Origin of the sequence: Sorangium sp. So ce381, assembly GCF_051473845.1 — a bacterium.
GTDB lineage: Bacteria > Myxococcota_A > Polyangia > Polyangiales > Polyangiaceae > Sorangium > Sorangium atrum.
Genome location: NZ_CP150336.1, coordinates 12,874,295 through 12,890,178, shown reverse-complemented (window position 1 = coordinate 12,890,178; position 15,884 = coordinate 12,874,295). Strand labels below are relative to the sequence as shown.

14 protein-coding genes are annotated in these 15,884 nt (G+C 70.3%); 1 reads left to right on the top strand and 13 read right to left on the bottom strand.

Annotated features, from left to right (window positions below):
- Positions 1 to 13: 13 nt before the first annotated feature.
- The 11 genes from WMF29_RS48495 to WMF29_RS48445 form a co-directional block, all read right to left on the bottom strand.
- Entirely contained in the window at positions 14 to 637 is a 624-nt protein-coding gene (locus WMF29_RS48495; protein WP_437324084.1) for a hypothetical protein, read from the bottom strand.
- Positions 638 to 1,048: 411 nt separating this feature from the next.
- Complete coding sequence (locus tag WMF29_RS48490; RefSeq protein WP_437326805.1) at positions 1,049 to 1,285, bottom strand: hypothetical protein; 237 nt, start codon at positions 1,283 to 1,285, stop codon at positions 1,049 to 1,051.
- A complete protein-coding gene (locus WMF29_RS48485) occupies positions 1,282 to 1,821 on the bottom strand; it encodes a hypothetical protein (RefSeq protein WP_437326804.1) in 540 nt (179 codons plus the stop codon). Before WMF29_RS48485 ends, WMF29_RS48490 begins: the two co-directional genes overlap by 4 nt.
- Positions 1,822 to 2,582: 761 nt before the next feature.
- On the bottom strand, positions 2,583 to 2,858 hold the full coding sequence (locus WMF29_RS48480; protein WP_437326803.1) for a hypothetical protein: 276 nt from the start codon (positions 2,856 to 2,858) through the stop codon (positions 2,583 to 2,585).
- Between the two features lie 344 nt (positions 2,859 to 3,202).
- Positions 3,203 to 4,057 (bottom strand): carbohydrate ABC transporter permease, encoded by an 855-nt coding sequence (locus WMF29_RS48475; RefSeq protein ID WP_437326802.1) that lies wholly within the window; start codon positions 4,055 to 4,057, stop codon positions 3,203 to 3,205.
- Entirely contained in the window at positions 4,054 to 4,935 is an 882-nt protein-coding gene (locus WMF29_RS48470; protein ID WP_437326801.1) for a carbohydrate ABC transporter permease, read from the bottom strand. Before WMF29_RS48470 ends, WMF29_RS48475 begins: the two co-directional genes overlap by 4 nt.
- Positions 4,932 to 6,260: an ABC transporter substrate-binding protein gene (locus WMF29_RS48465; RefSeq protein WP_437326800.1), complete on the bottom strand. Its 1,329-nt coding sequence runs from the start codon at positions 6,258 to 6,260 to the stop codon at positions 4,932 to 4,934. The genes WMF29_RS48470 and WMF29_RS48465 overlap by 4 nt, the downstream gene beginning before the upstream one ends.
- Positions 6,257 to 7,384 (bottom strand): ABC transporter ATP-binding protein, encoded by a 1,128-nt coding sequence (locus WMF29_RS48460; RefSeq protein ID WP_437326799.1) that lies wholly within the window; start codon positions 7,382 to 7,384, stop codon positions 6,257 to 6,259. Before WMF29_RS48460 ends, WMF29_RS48465 begins: the two co-directional genes overlap by 4 nt.
- A 9-nt stretch (positions 7,385 to 7,393) precedes the next feature.
- A complete protein-coding gene (locus tag WMF29_RS48455; protein WP_437326798.1) occupies positions 7,394 to 8,197 on the bottom strand; it encodes an HAD family hydrolase in 804 nt (267 codons plus the stop codon).
- 251 nt (positions 8,198 to 8,448) lie between these two features.
- Positions 8,449 to 9,780, bottom strand: coding sequence for an aspartate kinase (locus WMF29_RS48450; protein ID WP_437326797.1), 1,332 nt, complete (start codon positions 9,778 to 9,780; stop codon positions 8,449 to 8,451).
- A gap of 162 nt (positions 9,781 to 9,942) precedes the next feature.
- The gene (locus WMF29_RS48445) at positions 9,943 to 11,124 is read right to left on the bottom strand and encodes a YkgJ family cysteine cluster protein (protein ID WP_437326796.1); all 1,182 of its coding nucleotides are present in this window, start codon (positions 11,122 to 11,124) and stop codon (positions 9,943 to 9,945) included.
- A 560-nt stretch (positions 11,125 to 11,684) separates the two neighbouring features.
- On the opposite strand from WMF29_RS48445, the gene WMF29_RS48440 reads away from it, so the two are divergent.
- The gene (locus WMF29_RS48440) at positions 11,685 to 13,100 is read left to right on the top strand and encodes a hypothetical protein (protein WP_437326795.1); all 1,416 of its coding nucleotides are present in this window, start codon (positions 11,685 to 11,687) and stop codon (positions 13,098 to 13,100) included.
- Between the two features lie 75 nt (positions 13,101 to 13,175).
- Here WMF29_RS48440 and WMF29_RS48435 read toward each other — a convergent pair whose 3' ends face one another.
- Both WMF29_RS48435 and WMF29_RS48430 read right to left on the bottom strand, forming a co-directional pair.
- Positions 13,176 to 14,762 carry an MSCRAMM family protein gene (locus WMF29_RS48435; protein WP_437326794.1) on the bottom strand — a complete coding sequence of 529 codons (1,587 nt, stop codon included), beginning with the start codon at positions 14,760 to 14,762 and terminating at the stop codon, positions 13,176 to 13,178.
- Positions 14,763 to 15,011: 249 nt separating this feature from the next.
- On the bottom strand, positions 15,012 to 15,536 hold the full coding sequence (locus WMF29_RS48430) for a hypothetical protein (RefSeq protein WP_437326793.1): 525 nt from the start codon (positions 15,534 to 15,536) through the stop codon (positions 15,012 to 15,014).
- Positions 15,537 to 15,884: the final 348 nt, after the last annotated feature.

The following is a 15,884-nucleotide window of genomic DNA, read 5'->3' as shown; positions in this document are numbered from 1 at the left end:
CTGACAGCCGCCCTCACGCTGCGTGCGCGGCGCCGAGGAACGCTCGGTGCTCCAGCGCTTCGCCCCGGGAGGTCGGATCCGCGTAGGCGGCGAGCGAGGCCGCCGCGCTCGCTGCCACGCGGCGCAGCATCGCGCTGGGATCAGACGACGGCAGTGCGGCAAAGAGGCGTCGATGCGCGACGGCGCGCGTCCAGCGGCGGAGCGTGGCCCAGCCGGTGAAGGCCGTGGCGCCCAGGATCGTCTGCGGGCTGATCCGCCGGCGCACCTCGCGGGCGGTCGCCAGCACGAGCCCGTAGAGCGCAAGAGCGAAGCCGATCGCCGCGGCGCTGTAGTGCCGCCGCGGCAGCAGCTCGCGTGGACCGACGAGGATCACCGCCCCGCAGGGCAGGCAGCGGTAACGGCGCAGCTTGAGCACGAGAAGAACGGCGGGCGCGTTCGGGCCGGCCGGGCCACGCACCTGCCGCTCGCGAAGGCCATGGCCGTGGAGGCCAAGAGGTCCCCCGACGGGGTGGCTCGCCGCTCCGCACGCAGGGCAGCGAGCGGGGCGCACGGCCTCGACCGTGGGCAACTGCTGCTGCCAGCTCTTGATATCGAGCGCGCTGTGGACGAGACTGTGACCGCTTCGATTCCTCGACACGCGAACCGGAGCACGACGAGGAGGTTGTCCGCCAAGACTGGGCCTCCTCGTCGCCTTTTGTGGCTGGCACCGCGCCGACGCTCCGCTCCCACTCCGCGGCCGCTCCTACACCCGTGGGCGGCGGGAAAAGCGACGATGAGCATGACAATTTCGGTCGGGACGAAGCAATGCATCTCGGCGTGGCGAGCCGGGGCGGCGACGCGAACGTCCGCGTTCCCCATGATCTGAAAAAAAAGCGCAGGGAAGAGCAGACGGCGTGGGAATTTGAGATAGGTCGCGGGAATGCAGCCGGCGGGCACGACGAGGCGCCCCTGCACTCACGGTGGACGATGCCTCGTGCGGGGATGCGTACCCTCCTCCATCAAAGAGCTTGAGCGAGATGTCGGCCTGAAGCCTTATTGAGGCTGGGCGCTAACAGAGGTCCGACTCGTTGCAGGCGATCTTGCGCTCGCCGCCCCCCTGCGGGTCGGCCCCGAAGTCACCGGACGCGGAGGAGGTGAAGATGGGGCGGGGCTCCGAGCCTGGACCGGCCCCTGCCCCCGAAGTCCTTTCCTCGACAGGATAGCAGTCGCCGAACGTCCAGTTGCACGCCGCCAGCGCCCAAGCCGCGATGACCAAGATCAACAATAGAAATCTTCTCGCGTTCATTTCTCACTCCATCGAAGCACAGGACCAGCAACGAACACGACGGACACATAGCCCGGGAGCACCAGACTGCCCCGACCGATCCAATCCACGTTGACGCTCACCGACACCCCCAGCGGTCCGGCGACGTACGCGTTGGTCTGCGCGTGGCCGCCCACGGCCAAGCCACCGACGCGGCCGCACAAGGTGACGCCGCACGCCGGCAGGAGGTAGAGCGCGATAGACGGCCCCGCGCTGACGTTGCCGTCCTTCCACGCGTACCCGATATCAACCGAGGTCTGATTGTAGACCCCGAGCCCGTCCTCCTGGATCGGGGGTAGGATCGTGCACAGGTCGTGCACTGCGAACAGGATGTCTCGCTGGATGGGCCACGATATGCCCGCATGCGGCCCCACCGCGAGGCGCGGAACGGTACCGGCCTGGAGCCACCCGAGGCTCACACCGGCGCTGAGCTCGGACGCCTCTCCTTGCGTCGGTACGACGACGAGCGAGGGGACGACCAGGACCACCCATGGGATCCGCCGGCTTCCTGTGCCCATCGTCCCCTTCTCCCCTCTCCGAAACGGACGAGCGACGTGACGACGCGGGCGATTCTTCTGATATCAGGGATCCGACGTCAAACAGAATCCAGACGAGCACACTACACGGACCGGGGGTCGTACCGTCCAGAGCGCAGCTACCTGCGCGGCTCCAGTGCGTATCGACCAGCTGGCGCCAGCTGTCTGTCCGCGCTGCCATGAGAGCGCACGGACGGCGGTGCGCTCTGGAAGGCACGACGTCGCCCGCGTGTCGCGGCCACGACCCACCGCGACAGACAGCCTGGGCAGGCCGCCACCGCGGTTGACGGTGCGATGGGGGCCGCCGCGGATCGAGTTCGGCGTCCATCGGCCGAGCCGAGCCCCTCCACTTGGTCTAGCGCGAAGCGGCCGGCATAGACTCCTGCGGGCCGGTGACGGCGATGTCGTCGTGCGACGTCGGCGCGCCGGTCCGCGCCGGCCAGAAGGAGTGAGCGTCGCCTTCGCGGATGCACGCCGCGCGGTGACGGTCCCGCTGGGCTCTGCTCGGCACGCCCGTGCGGCTCGGGATCGCGCCTCCGACCCGCGCCGCAGGCTCGTGACCGAGCGGCCCCCGGGCAGCGGAATCACAGCACACTGCTGGGTGGGCGAGGCGCCGGTGGATACGATCCTGCCGGACGGACCGCGGCTCCTGGACCGTGCCAGGTTCGAGCGCGACGAGCGCGGCTTCGTCACGCGCTCGCGGAACGAGATCGCGATGAGCCGCCGTCCGCCGCAGGCCGCGGTCAGCGGTAGTCGCCGTATCCCAGCTCGTGCTCGAGCTTGACCAGCTTGTTGTACAGGCCGATCACGAGCAGAGAGGGCGCCCACTGGCCGATGAAGTTCGCGATCTGCTTCTTGCCCGCCAGCATGAAGCCGGCCGAGACCGCCATCGAGCCGATCGCCAACCCGAGATAAGCGCCGGACGGAATCCTGCCGGTCCTCTCCTCGATCTTCGTCGTGAGCCTGCCCTCTTCCTTCTGGACCATCTGCTTCTGCATCATTGGCTCGGTGGTGGTCATCGTGGATCTCCTTCCGCAGCGCCTGGCCGGCGCTGCCGTGGCCGACGCTGCCGTGGCCGGCGCGAGCCGGTGCGACGACCGGGCCAGAAATGAGGGCGTCCGGACGAGAACAAACCGCGCAGCGCTCTCTTCTGCCGCCGACGCCGCGGCTCTGCCGCCGACGCCGCGGCGCGCCGTGCCCTCCAGTCGATCGCCGCCCGAGCGAAGCGCAGGAGCCAGCGACAGCTGACGATGGCAGGGCTCGATCGCGCCCGGCGCTCACTGCCACACCGATGCACACGCCGGCCGGTAGACCGCTCGATCGACGGCCTGCGGCGCCGGCTCTGCCCGGGCGCCCGCGCCGCTCAGATCCGCGCCGTCACCGCGCGCAGGATCTGCCGCTGCGCCGCCGCGAACACGAGGAGCACAGGCAGGCTCAGGATCACGTTGCCGGCCATCACGAGGTGCCAGCGGACGCCGGTGCCCTGCTCGCGGAGAAGGGCGATCGCGAGCGGCAGCGTGCGCACCTGATCGTCGGTCGTCATGACGAGCGGCCAGAAGTAATCGTTGTAGTGAAAGACGAAGCTGAACAGGAACAGCGCCGAGAGCGTCGGCCGCAGCATCGGGCCGAGGATCAGGTAGACAATCCTGAGCTCGCCCGCCCCATCCATCCTCGCCGCCTCGATGATCTCGTCAGGGACCGAGAGCAGCGCCTGGCGCACGAGGAACGTGCCGAGCGCGCTCACCCCGAAGGGCAGGATCAGCGCCCCGAACGTGTTCACGAGGCCGACCGAGCCGAGCATCGTGAAGACAGGCACGAACGTCACCTGCGCCGGGATGAGGAGGCACGAGAGCACCAGGACGAACGCGGCGCTCCGCCCCACGAACCTGAGCTTCGCGAGCGCATAACCGGCCGGGAGCGCGAGGGCGATCTGCAAGAGCGCGATGGCCGTCGCCATGAACACGGTGTTGACGAAATACCGCATCACCGGCACCGCCTGGAGCACCTCGCGATAAGCGCCGAGCTGGAAGGCCTGCGGCAAGGGGTAAGCCGGAGCGCGGGTGATCTCGGGCAGCGTCTTCAGCGAGGTGATCGTCATCCACGCATAGGGCCCGAGCCACACGATCGCCACCACGAGGAGCACGGCGTCCGAGGCGAGGCGGCGCGAGCGCGAGTTGAAGAGCCCCGCGCCGGCGCCGCCGCTCTGCCCCGCCGTCACGACGGCCGCCTCCCCTCGCGCGGCGCGCCCGCGCGGAGCGCCCAGAGCTGCAGGACCGTCAGGAGGAGCAAAAAGACGAAGAAGATCAAGATCATGGCGCTGGCCCGGCCCACCCGCAGGTTCACGAAGACGTGCTCGTAGATCGCGTAGACGAAGAGGGTCGTCGCTTTGACCGGCCCTCCCTGCGTCATCACGCGGATCACGTCGAACGCCTGAAAAGAGAGGATGAGGCTCGTCGTCGCGACGAAGGCGGCGCTCGGGCGGAGCAGCGGCCATGTCACGTGGCGGAACCGCCGCCACGGGCCGGCGCCGTCGAGCGCGGCCGCTTCGTGGAGCGCGCGGGGGATGTCCTGGAGGCCGGCCAGGAAGATGACCATGGCATAGCCGGTGATCTTCCAGACGCTCACCGCGGCCAGCGCGAGCAGCGCCGAGCGAGGATCGCCGAGCCAGCTCATCGTCGGCAGGCCGAGCCCGCGGAGCGCGGCGGTGAAGAGCCCCTCGGCGTCGAGGATCCACATCCAGAGGAGCGCCACGGCGACCCACGACACGACATAGGCGCTGAACACAGCGCCTCGCACGAAGGCATAGACAGGCCCAGGTCGATCGAGCGCCACCGCCAGCGCGAGCCCCAGGGCGCCGGAGAGCGCCACCACGACGGCGCTGTAGCCGAGCGTGCGGAGCAGCGTGCCGGCGAGCTCGCCGCTCCCGACGAGGACCTCGTAGTTCCGGAGCCCGACGTACCGCGGGGGCGTGAGCAGGTCCCACGTAAAGAAGCTGTTCTTGGCCGCGAGCAGGAGCGGGATCAGGAAGAACACCGCCAGGAAGGCCGCGGTGGGCAGGAGGAGCAGGTAGGGCGAGAGAGGGTGTTTGGGCTTCATCGCTCGCGCGCCGCGCGGACGGCCTCGGAGAGGGTCTCGGCAGCGTCGCGCGGGGCGAGCACCGCCTCTTCGAGCCGGGGCTGCACCGCCTCGCGCTGGACGCGGAACAGATCCGGAGACCAGGGCCAGGGCGCGGCGTGCGCGAGCTGGTCCACGGCGACGCGGTCGTTCGGGTGCGCGGCGTAATAGCCATCCTGCCTGAGCACCTCGAGGCCGCGGCGCGAGACGGGGATGTAGCCTGTCCGCGTCGCGAACGAGTTCGCCTGCTCCGGCTGCATCATCCAGCGCAGGAACGCGAACGCCGCCTCCTGCGCCGCCGGCGCGGCGCCCCGCGGCATCACGAACATCGTCCCACCCGTGGGCACCGAGGCGCGCGCATCGCGCGGCAGCGGGGCCGCGCCCACCTCGAACTTCCCGGCGCCCGCCTGGCTCGCGTTGTCCTCCAGGTACCGGAGGAACGCGGTCGAGGTCCAGATCATCGCCACCCGGCCTGCCAGGAAATCGGTGTTCGTCACCTGCCACGCGTTGTAATCGCGCCCGGGCGGCGGCTTCATCGTGCGGTCCTCGTGCACGAGGGTCTGCCAGAACCGGAGGGCGCGCACGCCCGCCTCCCCGCCGAGCGTGGGCGTGCCGTCCGGGGCCACGACGTCGCCGCCCGCTTGCCCGACGAGCGCCGCCCAGAACCACCAGTCGATCGGGCACTCGAAGCCCCACCGCCGCGTGCCCGCGCCGTCGCGCACGACGAGCCGCGCGGCCGTCGCGCGCAGCTCGTCCCAGGTCGTCGGCGGCGACAGCCCGAGCTCGCGAAACACATTCCGGTTGTAGTAGGCGATCGGCGTCGATCGGTTGAACGGCAGGCACACGAGCGGGCGCTCGCCGCCGCCCACGAACGTCCCCGACTGGCCGAGGGCCTCGACCACGTCGAGATCGCCGCCCGGGGCGCCGGCGAGGAACCGATCGAGCGGCTCGAGCACGCCCGCCTCGGCCAGGTAGGGCACCACCTCGCCGACCACGTGCGTCAGGGCGGGCGCCGCGCCCGCCGCGAGCGCGGTCCGCAGCTTGGCGAGCGCCTCGAAGTAGTCGCCCTGGTACACGGCGTCGATGCGGTAGCGGCCCTGCTCGCGGTGGAACTGGTCGACCAGCGACAGGAGCACCTCGCGGTTCTTGCCGCCGTAGGCGAACCACAGCGAGCCCTCGATGCGCCCGTCGACGACGCGCGCGCGCCGCGCGCAGCCGATCGATCCCGCCGCGGCCGCGGCGAGCGACGCGGCGAGCGCCCGGAGCGCATCGCGCCGCGAGCGCACGGCGCGGCCTTCCCCGTTCATGACACCGCCCGCGGCGGGGCGATCCGGGCGCCGGAGCCGGCGTCGAACCAGAGCACGTCGCGCGGATCGAGCCGCGCGCGCACCGCCTCGCCCGGCGCGGGCGTCGCGAAGCCGTGCGCCCGCGCGCGCAGCCGTGTCCCGCCCGCGTCGAGGTACAGGAACGTCTCGGCGCCGAGCGGCTCGGCCACGACGACGCGCGCCTCGACCTCCACCTCGCCCTGCGCCCCGGCGTCGCCGCGCGCTCCCGCATCGTCGTGCGATCCGCGCCCCGGCGCGACGCGCAGGTGCTCGGGCCGCACGCCGGCGATGGCCCGGTCGGGGAGCGCCACCCCCGGCGGGGCGGGCAGCGAGAGCGCCGCGCCCTCGTAGCGCTCGCCGGAGCGCTCGAGCGGGAGGAGGTTGATCGCCGGCGTGCCCAGGAACCCGGCCACGAAGGTGTTCGCCGGCGCCTCGTAGATGGCGCGCGGCGGGCCGACCTGCTGGAGCTCGCCGGCGCGGAGCACGGCGATGCGGTCGCCCATGGTCATGGCCTCGACCTGGTCGTGGGTCACGTAGACCGACGTCGTGCCGAGGCGGCGCACGAGCGCCGCGAGCTCGACCCGGAGCTCGGCGCGCAGCGCGGCGTCGAGGTTCGAGAGCGGCTCGTCGAAGAGGAACGCCGCGGGGGCGCGCACGATCGCGCGCCCCATGGCGACGCGCTGGCGCTCGCCTCCCGAGAGCTCGCCGGGGCGCCGATCGAGCAGGTGGCCGATCGCGAGCAGCGCCGCCGCCTCCTCGACGCGGCGCGCCCGCTCCTCCCGCGCGACCCCGCGCATCCTGAGCGGGAAGCCCATGATGTCGCGCGCGGTCATGTGCGGGTAGAGCGCGTAGCCCTGGAAGACCATGGCCACGTCGCGGTCCTCCGGCGCGACGCGGCTGACGTCGCGCCCGCCGATCGAGACCGTGCCGCCGTCGGGGCTGTCGAGGCCCGCGATCAGCCGGAGCGCCGTCGATTTGCCGCAGCCCGAGGGGCCGACGAGGACGAGCAGCTCGCCGTCGTCGACGTCGAGATCCAGGCCGGCGAGCGCGGGGCGCCCGGCGCTCGGGAACCGGCGGGTCAGGCCTCGGAGCGAGAGGGTGGCCATGGCAAGAGCTCAGGTGGCGAGCAGGACGAGCCCGGGGATCGAGCCGGCGACCGCGAGCAGCTTGGGGCTCGGCGAGACCGCGACGGGCACCCGGGCCGCCCGGAGCAGGGCGGCGTCGTAGGCGCTGTCGCCGAAGGCCGCGAGCACCGCGAGCTCGGGGAAGATGCGCTCGAGGGCGCGGGTCTTCCCCTCGCCGTAGGTCGCGGGCGCGCCGAGCTCGGGGGCGAGCCGGCCTTCGCGGACGGCCGGGGTCATCGCGGCGATGCGCTCGGGCGCGACGCCGAGGCGCGCGACGGCGCGCTCGATCACGGCGCGCGGCGACGCCGAGACGACGTACACCGGGACGCCGCGCGAGCGCGCCCAGTCGAGGATCGGCAGCAGCGCCGGCCGGATCCGCCCGGCGTGGCCCTTCTCCTCGAGCACGCGGTCGACGAGCGCCGCGAGCTCGTCCTCGCGCCACCCCGCGAAGGCCCAGGCCATCATCGCGAACGCCCTGTCCTCAGGGTAGCGCTCGGCGTTGAACGCCGCGTAGAGCGCGCTCGCGATCTCGTGCGCGCCGCCCTCCGCGGCCACGGCGAACGCCTCGGCCTCGCGGCGCAGCGCCGCCTCCGCCTCGGGCCGCGCGAAGCGCCCCGCGAGGAACGCCTCGAAGAGGTCGACGCCCACGTCCCCCTCCCAGAGGGTGCCGTCCGCGTCGAACGCGAGCGCGGTGCGCGTGGCGTACGTGCCGTGCGCGGCCTCGATCCTCCGCAGGATGTCGGTCGTGCTTTCGCGCGGGATCGTCGCGCTGCCGTCGAGGTGTGCCGCTGCCATGGTCTCCCCGGGGCCGGACGCCTGGTCCGACCGAGGCCTACGCCTACTGCGGCGCCCGCGTCGCGTCACGCGTGTCAACGTCGCGTCACCCGGCAGGAACACCGATCACGTCGAGGATCCGAGAGAAAACAACAGGGAGACGGGGAGGCGAGGAGGAAGAGAAAGAAAAACAAAAATCTCCCCGTCTCCCCGCCTCCCTGTGAAATCTCTCCTGTTTCTCGAGGTTCAGTCTGTTCGGCGCGCCAGGTGCGTCACCGCGCCTTCTCGAAGAGGGAGTGGTGCAGAACGCCGACCGCCGAGGCGACGTGCGCGTCCTCGATGACCATCGACAGGTTGACGCTGCCCGTGGCGTAGCTGAGCATCTCGACGTTGACGCCGGCCTGGGCCATCGCCTCGAGCACCTGCGCGGCGACGCCCTTCTGCCTGGGCATGCCCTGGCCGACGATCACGAGGGTCGTCCGGTTGGGCAGGACCTCGCAGGCGCCGAACTGCTCGAGCTCGGGGAGCGCGCGGCTGAGCTTCCCGAGGTCGTCGGTGGTCATCGAGACCGAGACCTCGGACGTGGTGATCACGTCGATCACGACCTCGTGCCGGGCGAGCGCCGCGAGCACCTGCGCGAGGAAGCCGACCTCGCCGAACATCCGGGTCGAGCTGATCTTGAGCACGACCTGCCGCTCGCGGTACGCGATGCTCGTCACGGCCGGGGACGCGGCGTCGGTGTTGAAGTCGATGACCGTGCCGGGATGATCCGGCCGGTTCGTGTTGAGCACCCGCACCGGGATGCCCTTCTCCATGGCGGGCAGCAGCGTGGAGGGGTGCAGGACGCGGGAGCCGAAGAACGCGAGCTCCGCGGCCTCTTCGAAGCGCATCGTGGGGATGTTCCGGGCCGTCTTCACGACGCTCGGGTCGGCGGTCATCACGCCGTCGGTGTCGCTCCAGATCTGCGCCTCCTCGGCGCCGAGCCCCGCCGCGACCAGCGTGGCCGTCAGGTCGCTCCCGTTGCGGCCGACGGTCGTAATCTCGCCGGCCTCGTTGCGGCCGACGAAGCCGGTGACGATCGGCACGATCCCCTCGGGGACGCGCTCGGCGAACATGGCCTTGATGCGTGCGTCGAAGCCGGGCAGCGGGCGCGCGCGGCCGAAGTTCGCGTCGGTGACGAAGCCGAGGTCCCAGACGTCGTAAGCGCGGGCCGGCACGCCGCTCCTCGCGAAGAAGTCCGCGATGCACCGCACGGCCATGCGCTCTCCGAAGCTCGCGATGTAGTCGAGGCTCCTCGGGCTGAGCTCCTTGACGAGGCTGATGCCGCGCAGCAGATCGGCGATCTCCTCGTAGAAGGGCGCGAGGAGCTCGGGCGCGCAGCCGAGCGACTCGGCGACCGCGCGCTGCTTGTTCACCGGGACGGAGGGATCGAACCGCCCCGTGGCGGCGGCCTTGGCGGCGTTGATCAGCGCGTCGGTCATGCCCTTGTGAGCGGAGCTCACCACGACGGGGCGGCGGGCCAGGCGGGCTCTGACGATGTGAAGAACCTTCTCGATCTGCGCGCGGCTCTCGACCGAGCTGCCGCCGAACTTCATGACGATCATGCGCGTGCCTCCATGGGCCAGCTGGGCCCGGTGGGCGCGAGAATAGTCGCGGCCGGCGGTTAGGCGAGCCCGGCCTGACGTTGACGCGAGGTGCTAAAGGCCTGTCCCGGTAGCGCACCCAACCCTGCGGACGAGGGGACCAAAGCGGGGCGCGGGTCCGCTTTACGCCTCGGTCGCAAGGAGGGCGCGAAAGCTCTCGCGCTTCGTGAGCAGGAGCCAGCGCAGGTTCTTCATGAGCGTGCCTTGCTCCGAGAGGGCCGCGTGGCTCAGGAGGACGAGCTCGGCGACGCTGATGCCCTCCCGCACGTCCTCCGGGGAGACCTTGACCCTGCCGTCCGCCGCGGCGCGGCAGCGGGCGAAGCGCGAGATCACGACGGTGGCGAGCGATAGGTCGAGCACGGCCGCCAGGAGGTGCCTCGGCGCCGAGAAGATGTGCCGGCGCTGGAGCACGAGGCGCAGGTAGTCCTTGACGAGGGTCCCCTCGTCGCCGGCGAGGAAGCGGTCGACCGTGCTCACCCGCTGGAGCTTGAACGGCCTCGGGACGAACAGCATATCGACGGTGCCTCGCCCGAGCATCCAGGCGGCCTTGTTCCCGAAGCTGCGCAGCGCCTGGAGCTCCGTCCAGGAGGCCTTCTCGACCCGGTGGGACTCGCGGACCCGCGACGGATAGCAGAGGTTGCCGAGGAGATAGGCGAACAACACCCGCGCATAGAAAGAGGGCTTCTTGCGGGGCGCGAGCGGCTCGGGCTCCTCTTTGCCGGCCTGCCCGAGGGCGGCGTCGACCGAGGCGTCCGTCGCGCGCCCCTGGCCCTGGGGGAGCGCGCGCTCGAAGGCCGCCGTCCAGTCGTAGAGCTCCGCCAGCGTCGACGCCGGCGACGCGCCGGTCGCGAGCCGCTCTTCCCAGTGCCTCGCCGCGCGCAGATAAAGCGGCTGCGCGAGGATCACGCCGCTCAGCGTCGCCAGCGCCGTCGACATCCGTTCCGTGTCGCCTCGCTGCTGGAGCTTCGCCTTGAGCTGGCGGTCCACGGGCTTGCCGTAGTTGTCGCGGATCGACGGGCACAGCTGGGAGAGCTGCGCGACGACGACATCCTTCTCGTCTCGCACGAACCCGAACGGGAACGCCTGGCACGATTTCGGGATGTACTCGTGGCCGAACCGCTTCTGCATGCTGCAGAGCATGTCGTCGTCGAGGAAGACGCACTGGAGCTGGCGATCCCGCTCCCGCACGGGCAGCACGCCGCGCCCGATGACGAGGGCCCCTTCTTCCCCGACGCGCTCGCGCACCCAGGGCTCGGCGAGGTACCGCCTGGCTTCGTCGCCGCCGAAGCGGATGTTCCAGGGCATCCGGCAGCACCGAGCTGGGCAGTCGCGGCACTCGAACTTCTGATTCGGGGGGTGACTCGAGGGAGCGATGAGCTTCGTCGCCATGGGGCGGCGGGACGATACAACGCTACGGCGATCTGCGCTCGATCCCCGCGTGCCACCTGTCCATCGCGCCCGGCGCGGCGCAGCGAGCCAGTGGGCTCAGGCGTGGCGACGACGACCGACAAAAAGACAGCGCCGCCGGGGCCTCAGGGGGGCGAAGGCCGCGCCGGCGGCGCTGCATCCCATGAAGCACTGACCGTGCCATCCGGAGGAACCCTAAGACGCACCCCGAATTGCGGCCATGCGTCAAGGACGTCCCCTACGGGTTTCGTTTTTGAAACGCCACGGTCTCAGCATTGAACGATTGTAAGGGTTCTTTTCTTACCATCACATTTCGCCCCGGACGTAACAATTCCAGTCAGCCCAGTCTATTTTTACTGTTGTGGCAGGTTTTGCTGCGTTCCGTGATACGAGCGCTGTACCTCTATTTCAGGAGAAACAACATGCGACTTGCTCTCCCCCTGTCAGCGGTCACAGCGATGTCTCTCGCATTCGCCGCGTGCGGTGACGACGAAGAGATCGAGCCGGTGGAGGTGGCGTCCGGCGAGGGCGGCCAGGGCGGTGACGGCGGTGACGACGGCGAGGGCGTCGGGCCGGAGGGGAAAGCGGACGGCGAGGCTTGCACGGTCAACGAGGACTGCCACGGCGGGCTCTGCTTGACCGAGGAGGATTTCGGCTGGGCGGGCGGCTACTGCACAAGGCTCTGCGATACGGAGCTCTTGCCCTGCGGAGAGGGTTCCGAGTGTCTACCGCAGGGCAGCTTCTCTCTCTGCCTCAAGTCCTGTGAAGAGACGTCCGACTGCGGGAGGGCGGGGCATACGTGCGTCGACGTGACCGACGACGGGTGGACGATGTGCTTTGGCGGCTGCGACGACGACGCGCAGTGCAAGAGCGCCTGCGACGAGGACACCGCGTTCTGCGTCGCGGAGGGTGAGATCTGCGACAGCGGCGAGGACGAGGACAAGGACGGCCTGCAGGACTGCGAGGAGCGGGACTGCTCGACGACGGCAGCGTGCGTCGAGAGCGTCGCCGCGGCGTGCGCGGAGGCCATCGACGTCTCGGAGGGCGGGAGGTTCACCGGCACGACGGAGGCCGGCACCAACCTGTTCGCCGCGCTCTGCCCTGGTCTCACCACGTCCGTCACGGGCACGGGCATGCGAGAGCGGGTCTTCCGGTTCGTCGCGCCGGCCAAGGGCGCGGTCCAGATCGCCGCGACGGCGACGGCGACGGAGGCCGACTTCGACTGGTACATCCGGGAGAGCTGCGACGACGAGACGACGCTGCTCGGCTGCGTCCCTGCGTTCGGACCGCAAGACGCCCCCCTCGAGCTCCTCACCGACGCCGGTCAGACCTATTTCATCTTCATCGAGGGCAAGAACGGGATGGACGCGTCGTATACGCTCGATGTGTCCTTCGCGGAGGAGATCTGCGGGGACGGAGCGCGCGTCGGCACGGAGGAGTGCGACGACGGAGACACCGTGGCTGACAACCTGTGCAGCAACGGGTGCCGGGTGAACCTGGGGCCCCTGTGCGCGGCCGCGGCGACGCTCACGGAAGCGACGACGGTGGGCGACACCTCCGAGGGCACGCAGGGCGTCACGGCGTCGTGCGGCGGCGAAGGCGGGGAGCTCGTGTACCGGTATACCCCGGAGACGAGCGGCAATCTGACGATCACCGCGACGCCGGAGGGCCACTCCGATATCGTCCTCTACGCGCGCAGCGACTGCGCAGCCGAGAGCAGCGAGATCGCGTGCGCGGATGATCTCTTCGAGTCCGACTGGCCCGAGTCGATCACGGTGGAGGCGACGGCAGGCCAGCCGATCGACATCTTCGTCGACAGCTACAACGCCGCCTCCTCGGGGCCGTTCACGCTGACGATCGCCCCGGCGGAGTGACCTGAAAACGCGGACCGGCCGTCCAGGAGGCTCCGCCTCCGGACAGCCGGGAGATAGCCGCCTGCGGTGCGCTCGCTACCGCAGCGGGAGCTCGGCGTCCTTGCCCTTCATGCTGGGCAGGTCGATCACCTGGAGATCCGCGGTCGTGACCTCGCCCGGCTTCACGTGCACGCCGGTCCCGATGCTCGTCGACTCGACGTTGATGATGTAGCCGCCGGTCGGGAGCCCGGAAGCGCGGAACGAGCCGTCCTCCGCGGTGACGGGGTAGAACATGCCGATCGCGCCGTCGTCCCCGATCTGGGTGGCCAGCATGAGGCGAGCCCCCGGGAGCGGCTTGCCGCCCACCGTGACGCGGCCGCGGATCTCCCCGGTGCCCCGAGGCGCAAAGGAGATGTCGTGCTGCGCGCTCTTCCCCTCCTCGATACCGATCGCCGCGAGCATCACCTCCTCGCCTCGCCGCATCATGACGCGGAGCTCGCCGGGCGGGACCTGGTCGAAGTGGAAGCTGCCGTCCTCGTCGCTCACCGTGTTCACGAAGCCGATCGGGCGGTGCATGAGCGTGAGCTTGGCGCCGGCGATGGGCTTGCCCTCGGCGTCTCGCGCCACGCCGGAGAGGCTGCCGCCGGGCGACATCACGAGCCTCACCGGCTTCAGGCCGTCGCAGCTCGCGACCTCGATCTCGGTCGAGCTGACGGCGTTGCTGCCGTCATAGCCGCGGACGACGATCGTGCCCTTCGGCACGTGCGGCAGGCTGAAGGAGCCGTCGTCCTCCGTCTGCGCCTGCGCGGCGGCCTCCATGGCCAGGCTGCTCAGCTCGCCGACGGCGAAGAGCGACTCGGCGTCCACGTACACCCCGGGCAGCGGAGCGCCGGACGAGTCCACCGCCTGCCCCGTCAAGGTACATCCCTTCGAGAGGGTCAGATCCATCTTCTCGACGTCTCCGGCGCGCACGTTGACGTTCGAGGAGAACGCGGGCGCGAACTCCGCCGCCGTCGCCCTGACGACGACGTCCCACGAGGGCAGCTGATCGACGCGGAACGAGCCGTCCGCGCTCTCGAACGTGCGAGAGAACAGGGGCGGCGTCGCCGGCGTCTCCGCCGTCACGGCCGAGAGGACGTCGATCGAGAAGCGGCGCACGGGCTCGCCCCGCTCGTCCAGCACGCGCCCCTCGATGACGCCGCTCTTCGGCAGCACGAGGCTCACCGCCTCGCCGGGGCGCGCCGTGGTCGACGTGGTCCCGTACCCATCGACGCTCGCGCTCAGCTGATAGGTGCCGTCCGGGAGCGTGAGCTCGAACCGCCCGGCGTCGTCGCTCTTCACGGAGCCCGCGGTCGAGAGCACGTTGCCGGCGACCTCGAAGGTCATGGCGACGACGGTCGCTCCGGCGAGGGTGTTCCCGTCCGTGCCATAGACGAGGCCGCTGATGGTGGGCCGCGCCTCCTCCTTCGCCGCCGGCGCCGCGCCGCGCACGAGCGCCCTGTTGCGATAGCGGACGTGCTTCTCGGCTCCGGCGTCCGGGCCCCTCGCCCCGGCGGTCTGCTCGTCCCCGGAGCGGAAGGCGAGGAATAGGGCGACGCCGACGAGGGCGGCCAGGAGCAATCCGGCGGCGATCCACAAGGGCCGGCGCGAGGGGTTCCGTTGCGACGAACTCGGTTGCATCATTGTTCCTCCAGACAAGTTGACCTGGCTAGAGCGCTGCGGCCGGGAGCTCGGCAGAGGCGGAGAAGAGAAAGGGGCTACCGGCGTTCCCGCCGGCGCCCCCTCCTCACTCCGCACGACGCGTTCGACGAGCGCCTCCCCGACCTGCCCGGGGCCGTTACTAAGGGCTTTCTGCAGGGAGGCTCTCGCCGATCGGTCGGACGCCGGGCGCCGTCTCAGAGCCCAGTGAAGACCGGTCTCAAAGGCACGCCGTCAGTAGCAATGCGGGGCGAACGTGACCGGCACGGGCATCGACAGCGAGGAATAGAACTGAATCGTGGCCTTGATCGTCCCGGTGAAGTCGTCCTCCATCCCCACGAAGTTGCACAGGGGCGCCTTCTGGAGCCGTGAGGTGATGCCGGAGCTGGGCGGGAACGCCACGGTGCTGGGCGGGATCGGCACAGTGGGCAGGAGCGAGATGCTCCCGTCCGTGAAATAGAAGGAGTTCCAGTCGCAGTCGTTGTTCCCGATCGTCGTCTGCTGGCGAAGGAAGATGTTTGCGGCGACGGCGGCGCCCGGGGCCGCCACGACTCCCCACTTGCCCACGTAGCCGCACTCATCGTTGAACGGGGTGCCCGCCTGCTCGGCCAGCTGGAAGACGGTCGTACCGACGGGCACCTTCCTCAGCCCGGTCTTCATCGACACGTTGTAGAGACAGTCGTTCCGGATGGCCAAGGCGCTGCCCGAGATCGACGTGACGGTTGCGAAAGCGAGCACCCAACGAGCGAAATTCTTCATGAGAAATACCTCCGAGGAATCGAATCTGTGGTGAAGTTTGATGCAGATACCTATCCAGATCGTCACCCAAGGGATGCATTCCCCCGGGGCCTGCGCCACGAGAGCGGTGCCCGACGGGAGCGACGCACGTCGTCGTCGTCCCGTCACGGTCACGCTCCCGGAGGAACCCGCCCCGAGGTCATGACGCGAACAACAGGAGACTATTCTCCCTGCGGTCTCACGCAAGCACTTTTGACTGGCATCTTTTCGGTCGAAAACACGACGGAGTTAGAACCATGGATAATACCGGCACTCCTCGACTATGAACTCATGCCCTCTGCCTTGAACGCACCCCTCGGGCTCCTACAT

Bases quoted from the DNA above. Each gene is read 5' to 3' on its own strand.
- WMF29_RS48490 (WP_437326805.1), bottom strand. From the start codon at position 1,285: ATGAACGCGAGAAGATTTCTATTGTTGATCTTGGTCATCGCGGCTTGG.
- WMF29_RS48485 (WP_437326804.1), bottom strand. From the start codon at position 1,821: ATGGGCACAGGAAGCCGGCGGATCCCATGGGTGGTCCTGGTCGTCCCC.
- WMF29_RS48480 (WP_437326803.1), bottom strand. From the start codon at position 2,858: ATGACCACCACCGAGCCAATGATGCAGAAGCAGATGGTCCAGAAGGAA.
- WMF29_RS48470 (WP_437326801.1), bottom strand. From the start codon at position 4,935: ATGAAGCCCAAACACCCTCTCTCGCCCTACCTGCTCCTCCTGCCCACC.
- WMF29_RS48465 (WP_437326800.1), bottom strand. From the start codon at position 6,260: ATGAACGGGGAAGGCCGCGCCGTGCGCTCGCGGCGCGATGCGCTCCGG.
- WMF29_RS48460 (WP_437326799.1), bottom strand. From the start codon at position 7,384: ATGGCCACCCTCTCGCTCCGAGGCCTGACCCGCCGGTTCCCGAGCGCC.
- WMF29_RS48455 (WP_437326798.1), bottom strand. From the start codon at position 8,197: ATGGCAGCGGCACACCTCGACGGCAGCGCGACGATCCCGCGCGAAAGC.
- WMF29_RS48450 (WP_437326797.1), bottom strand. From the start codon at position 9,780: ATGATCGTCATGAAGTTCGGCGGCAGCTCGGTCGAGAGCCGCGCGCAG.
- WMF29_RS48445 (WP_437326796.1), bottom strand. From the start codon at position 11,124: ATGCCCTGGAACATCCGCTTCGGCGGCGACGAAGCCAGGCGGTACCTC.
- WMF29_RS48440 (WP_437326795.1), top strand. From the start codon at position 11,685: ATGTCTCTCGCATTCGCCGCGTGCGGTGACGACGAAGAGATCGAGCCG.
- WMF29_RS48435 (WP_437326794.1), bottom strand. From the start codon at position 14,762: ATGATGCAACCGAGTTCGTCGCAACGGAACCCCTCGCGCCGGCCCTTG.
- WMF29_RS48430 (WP_437326793.1), bottom strand. From the start codon at position 15,536: ATGAAGAATTTCGCTCGTTGGGTGCTCGCTTTCGCAACCGTCACGTCG.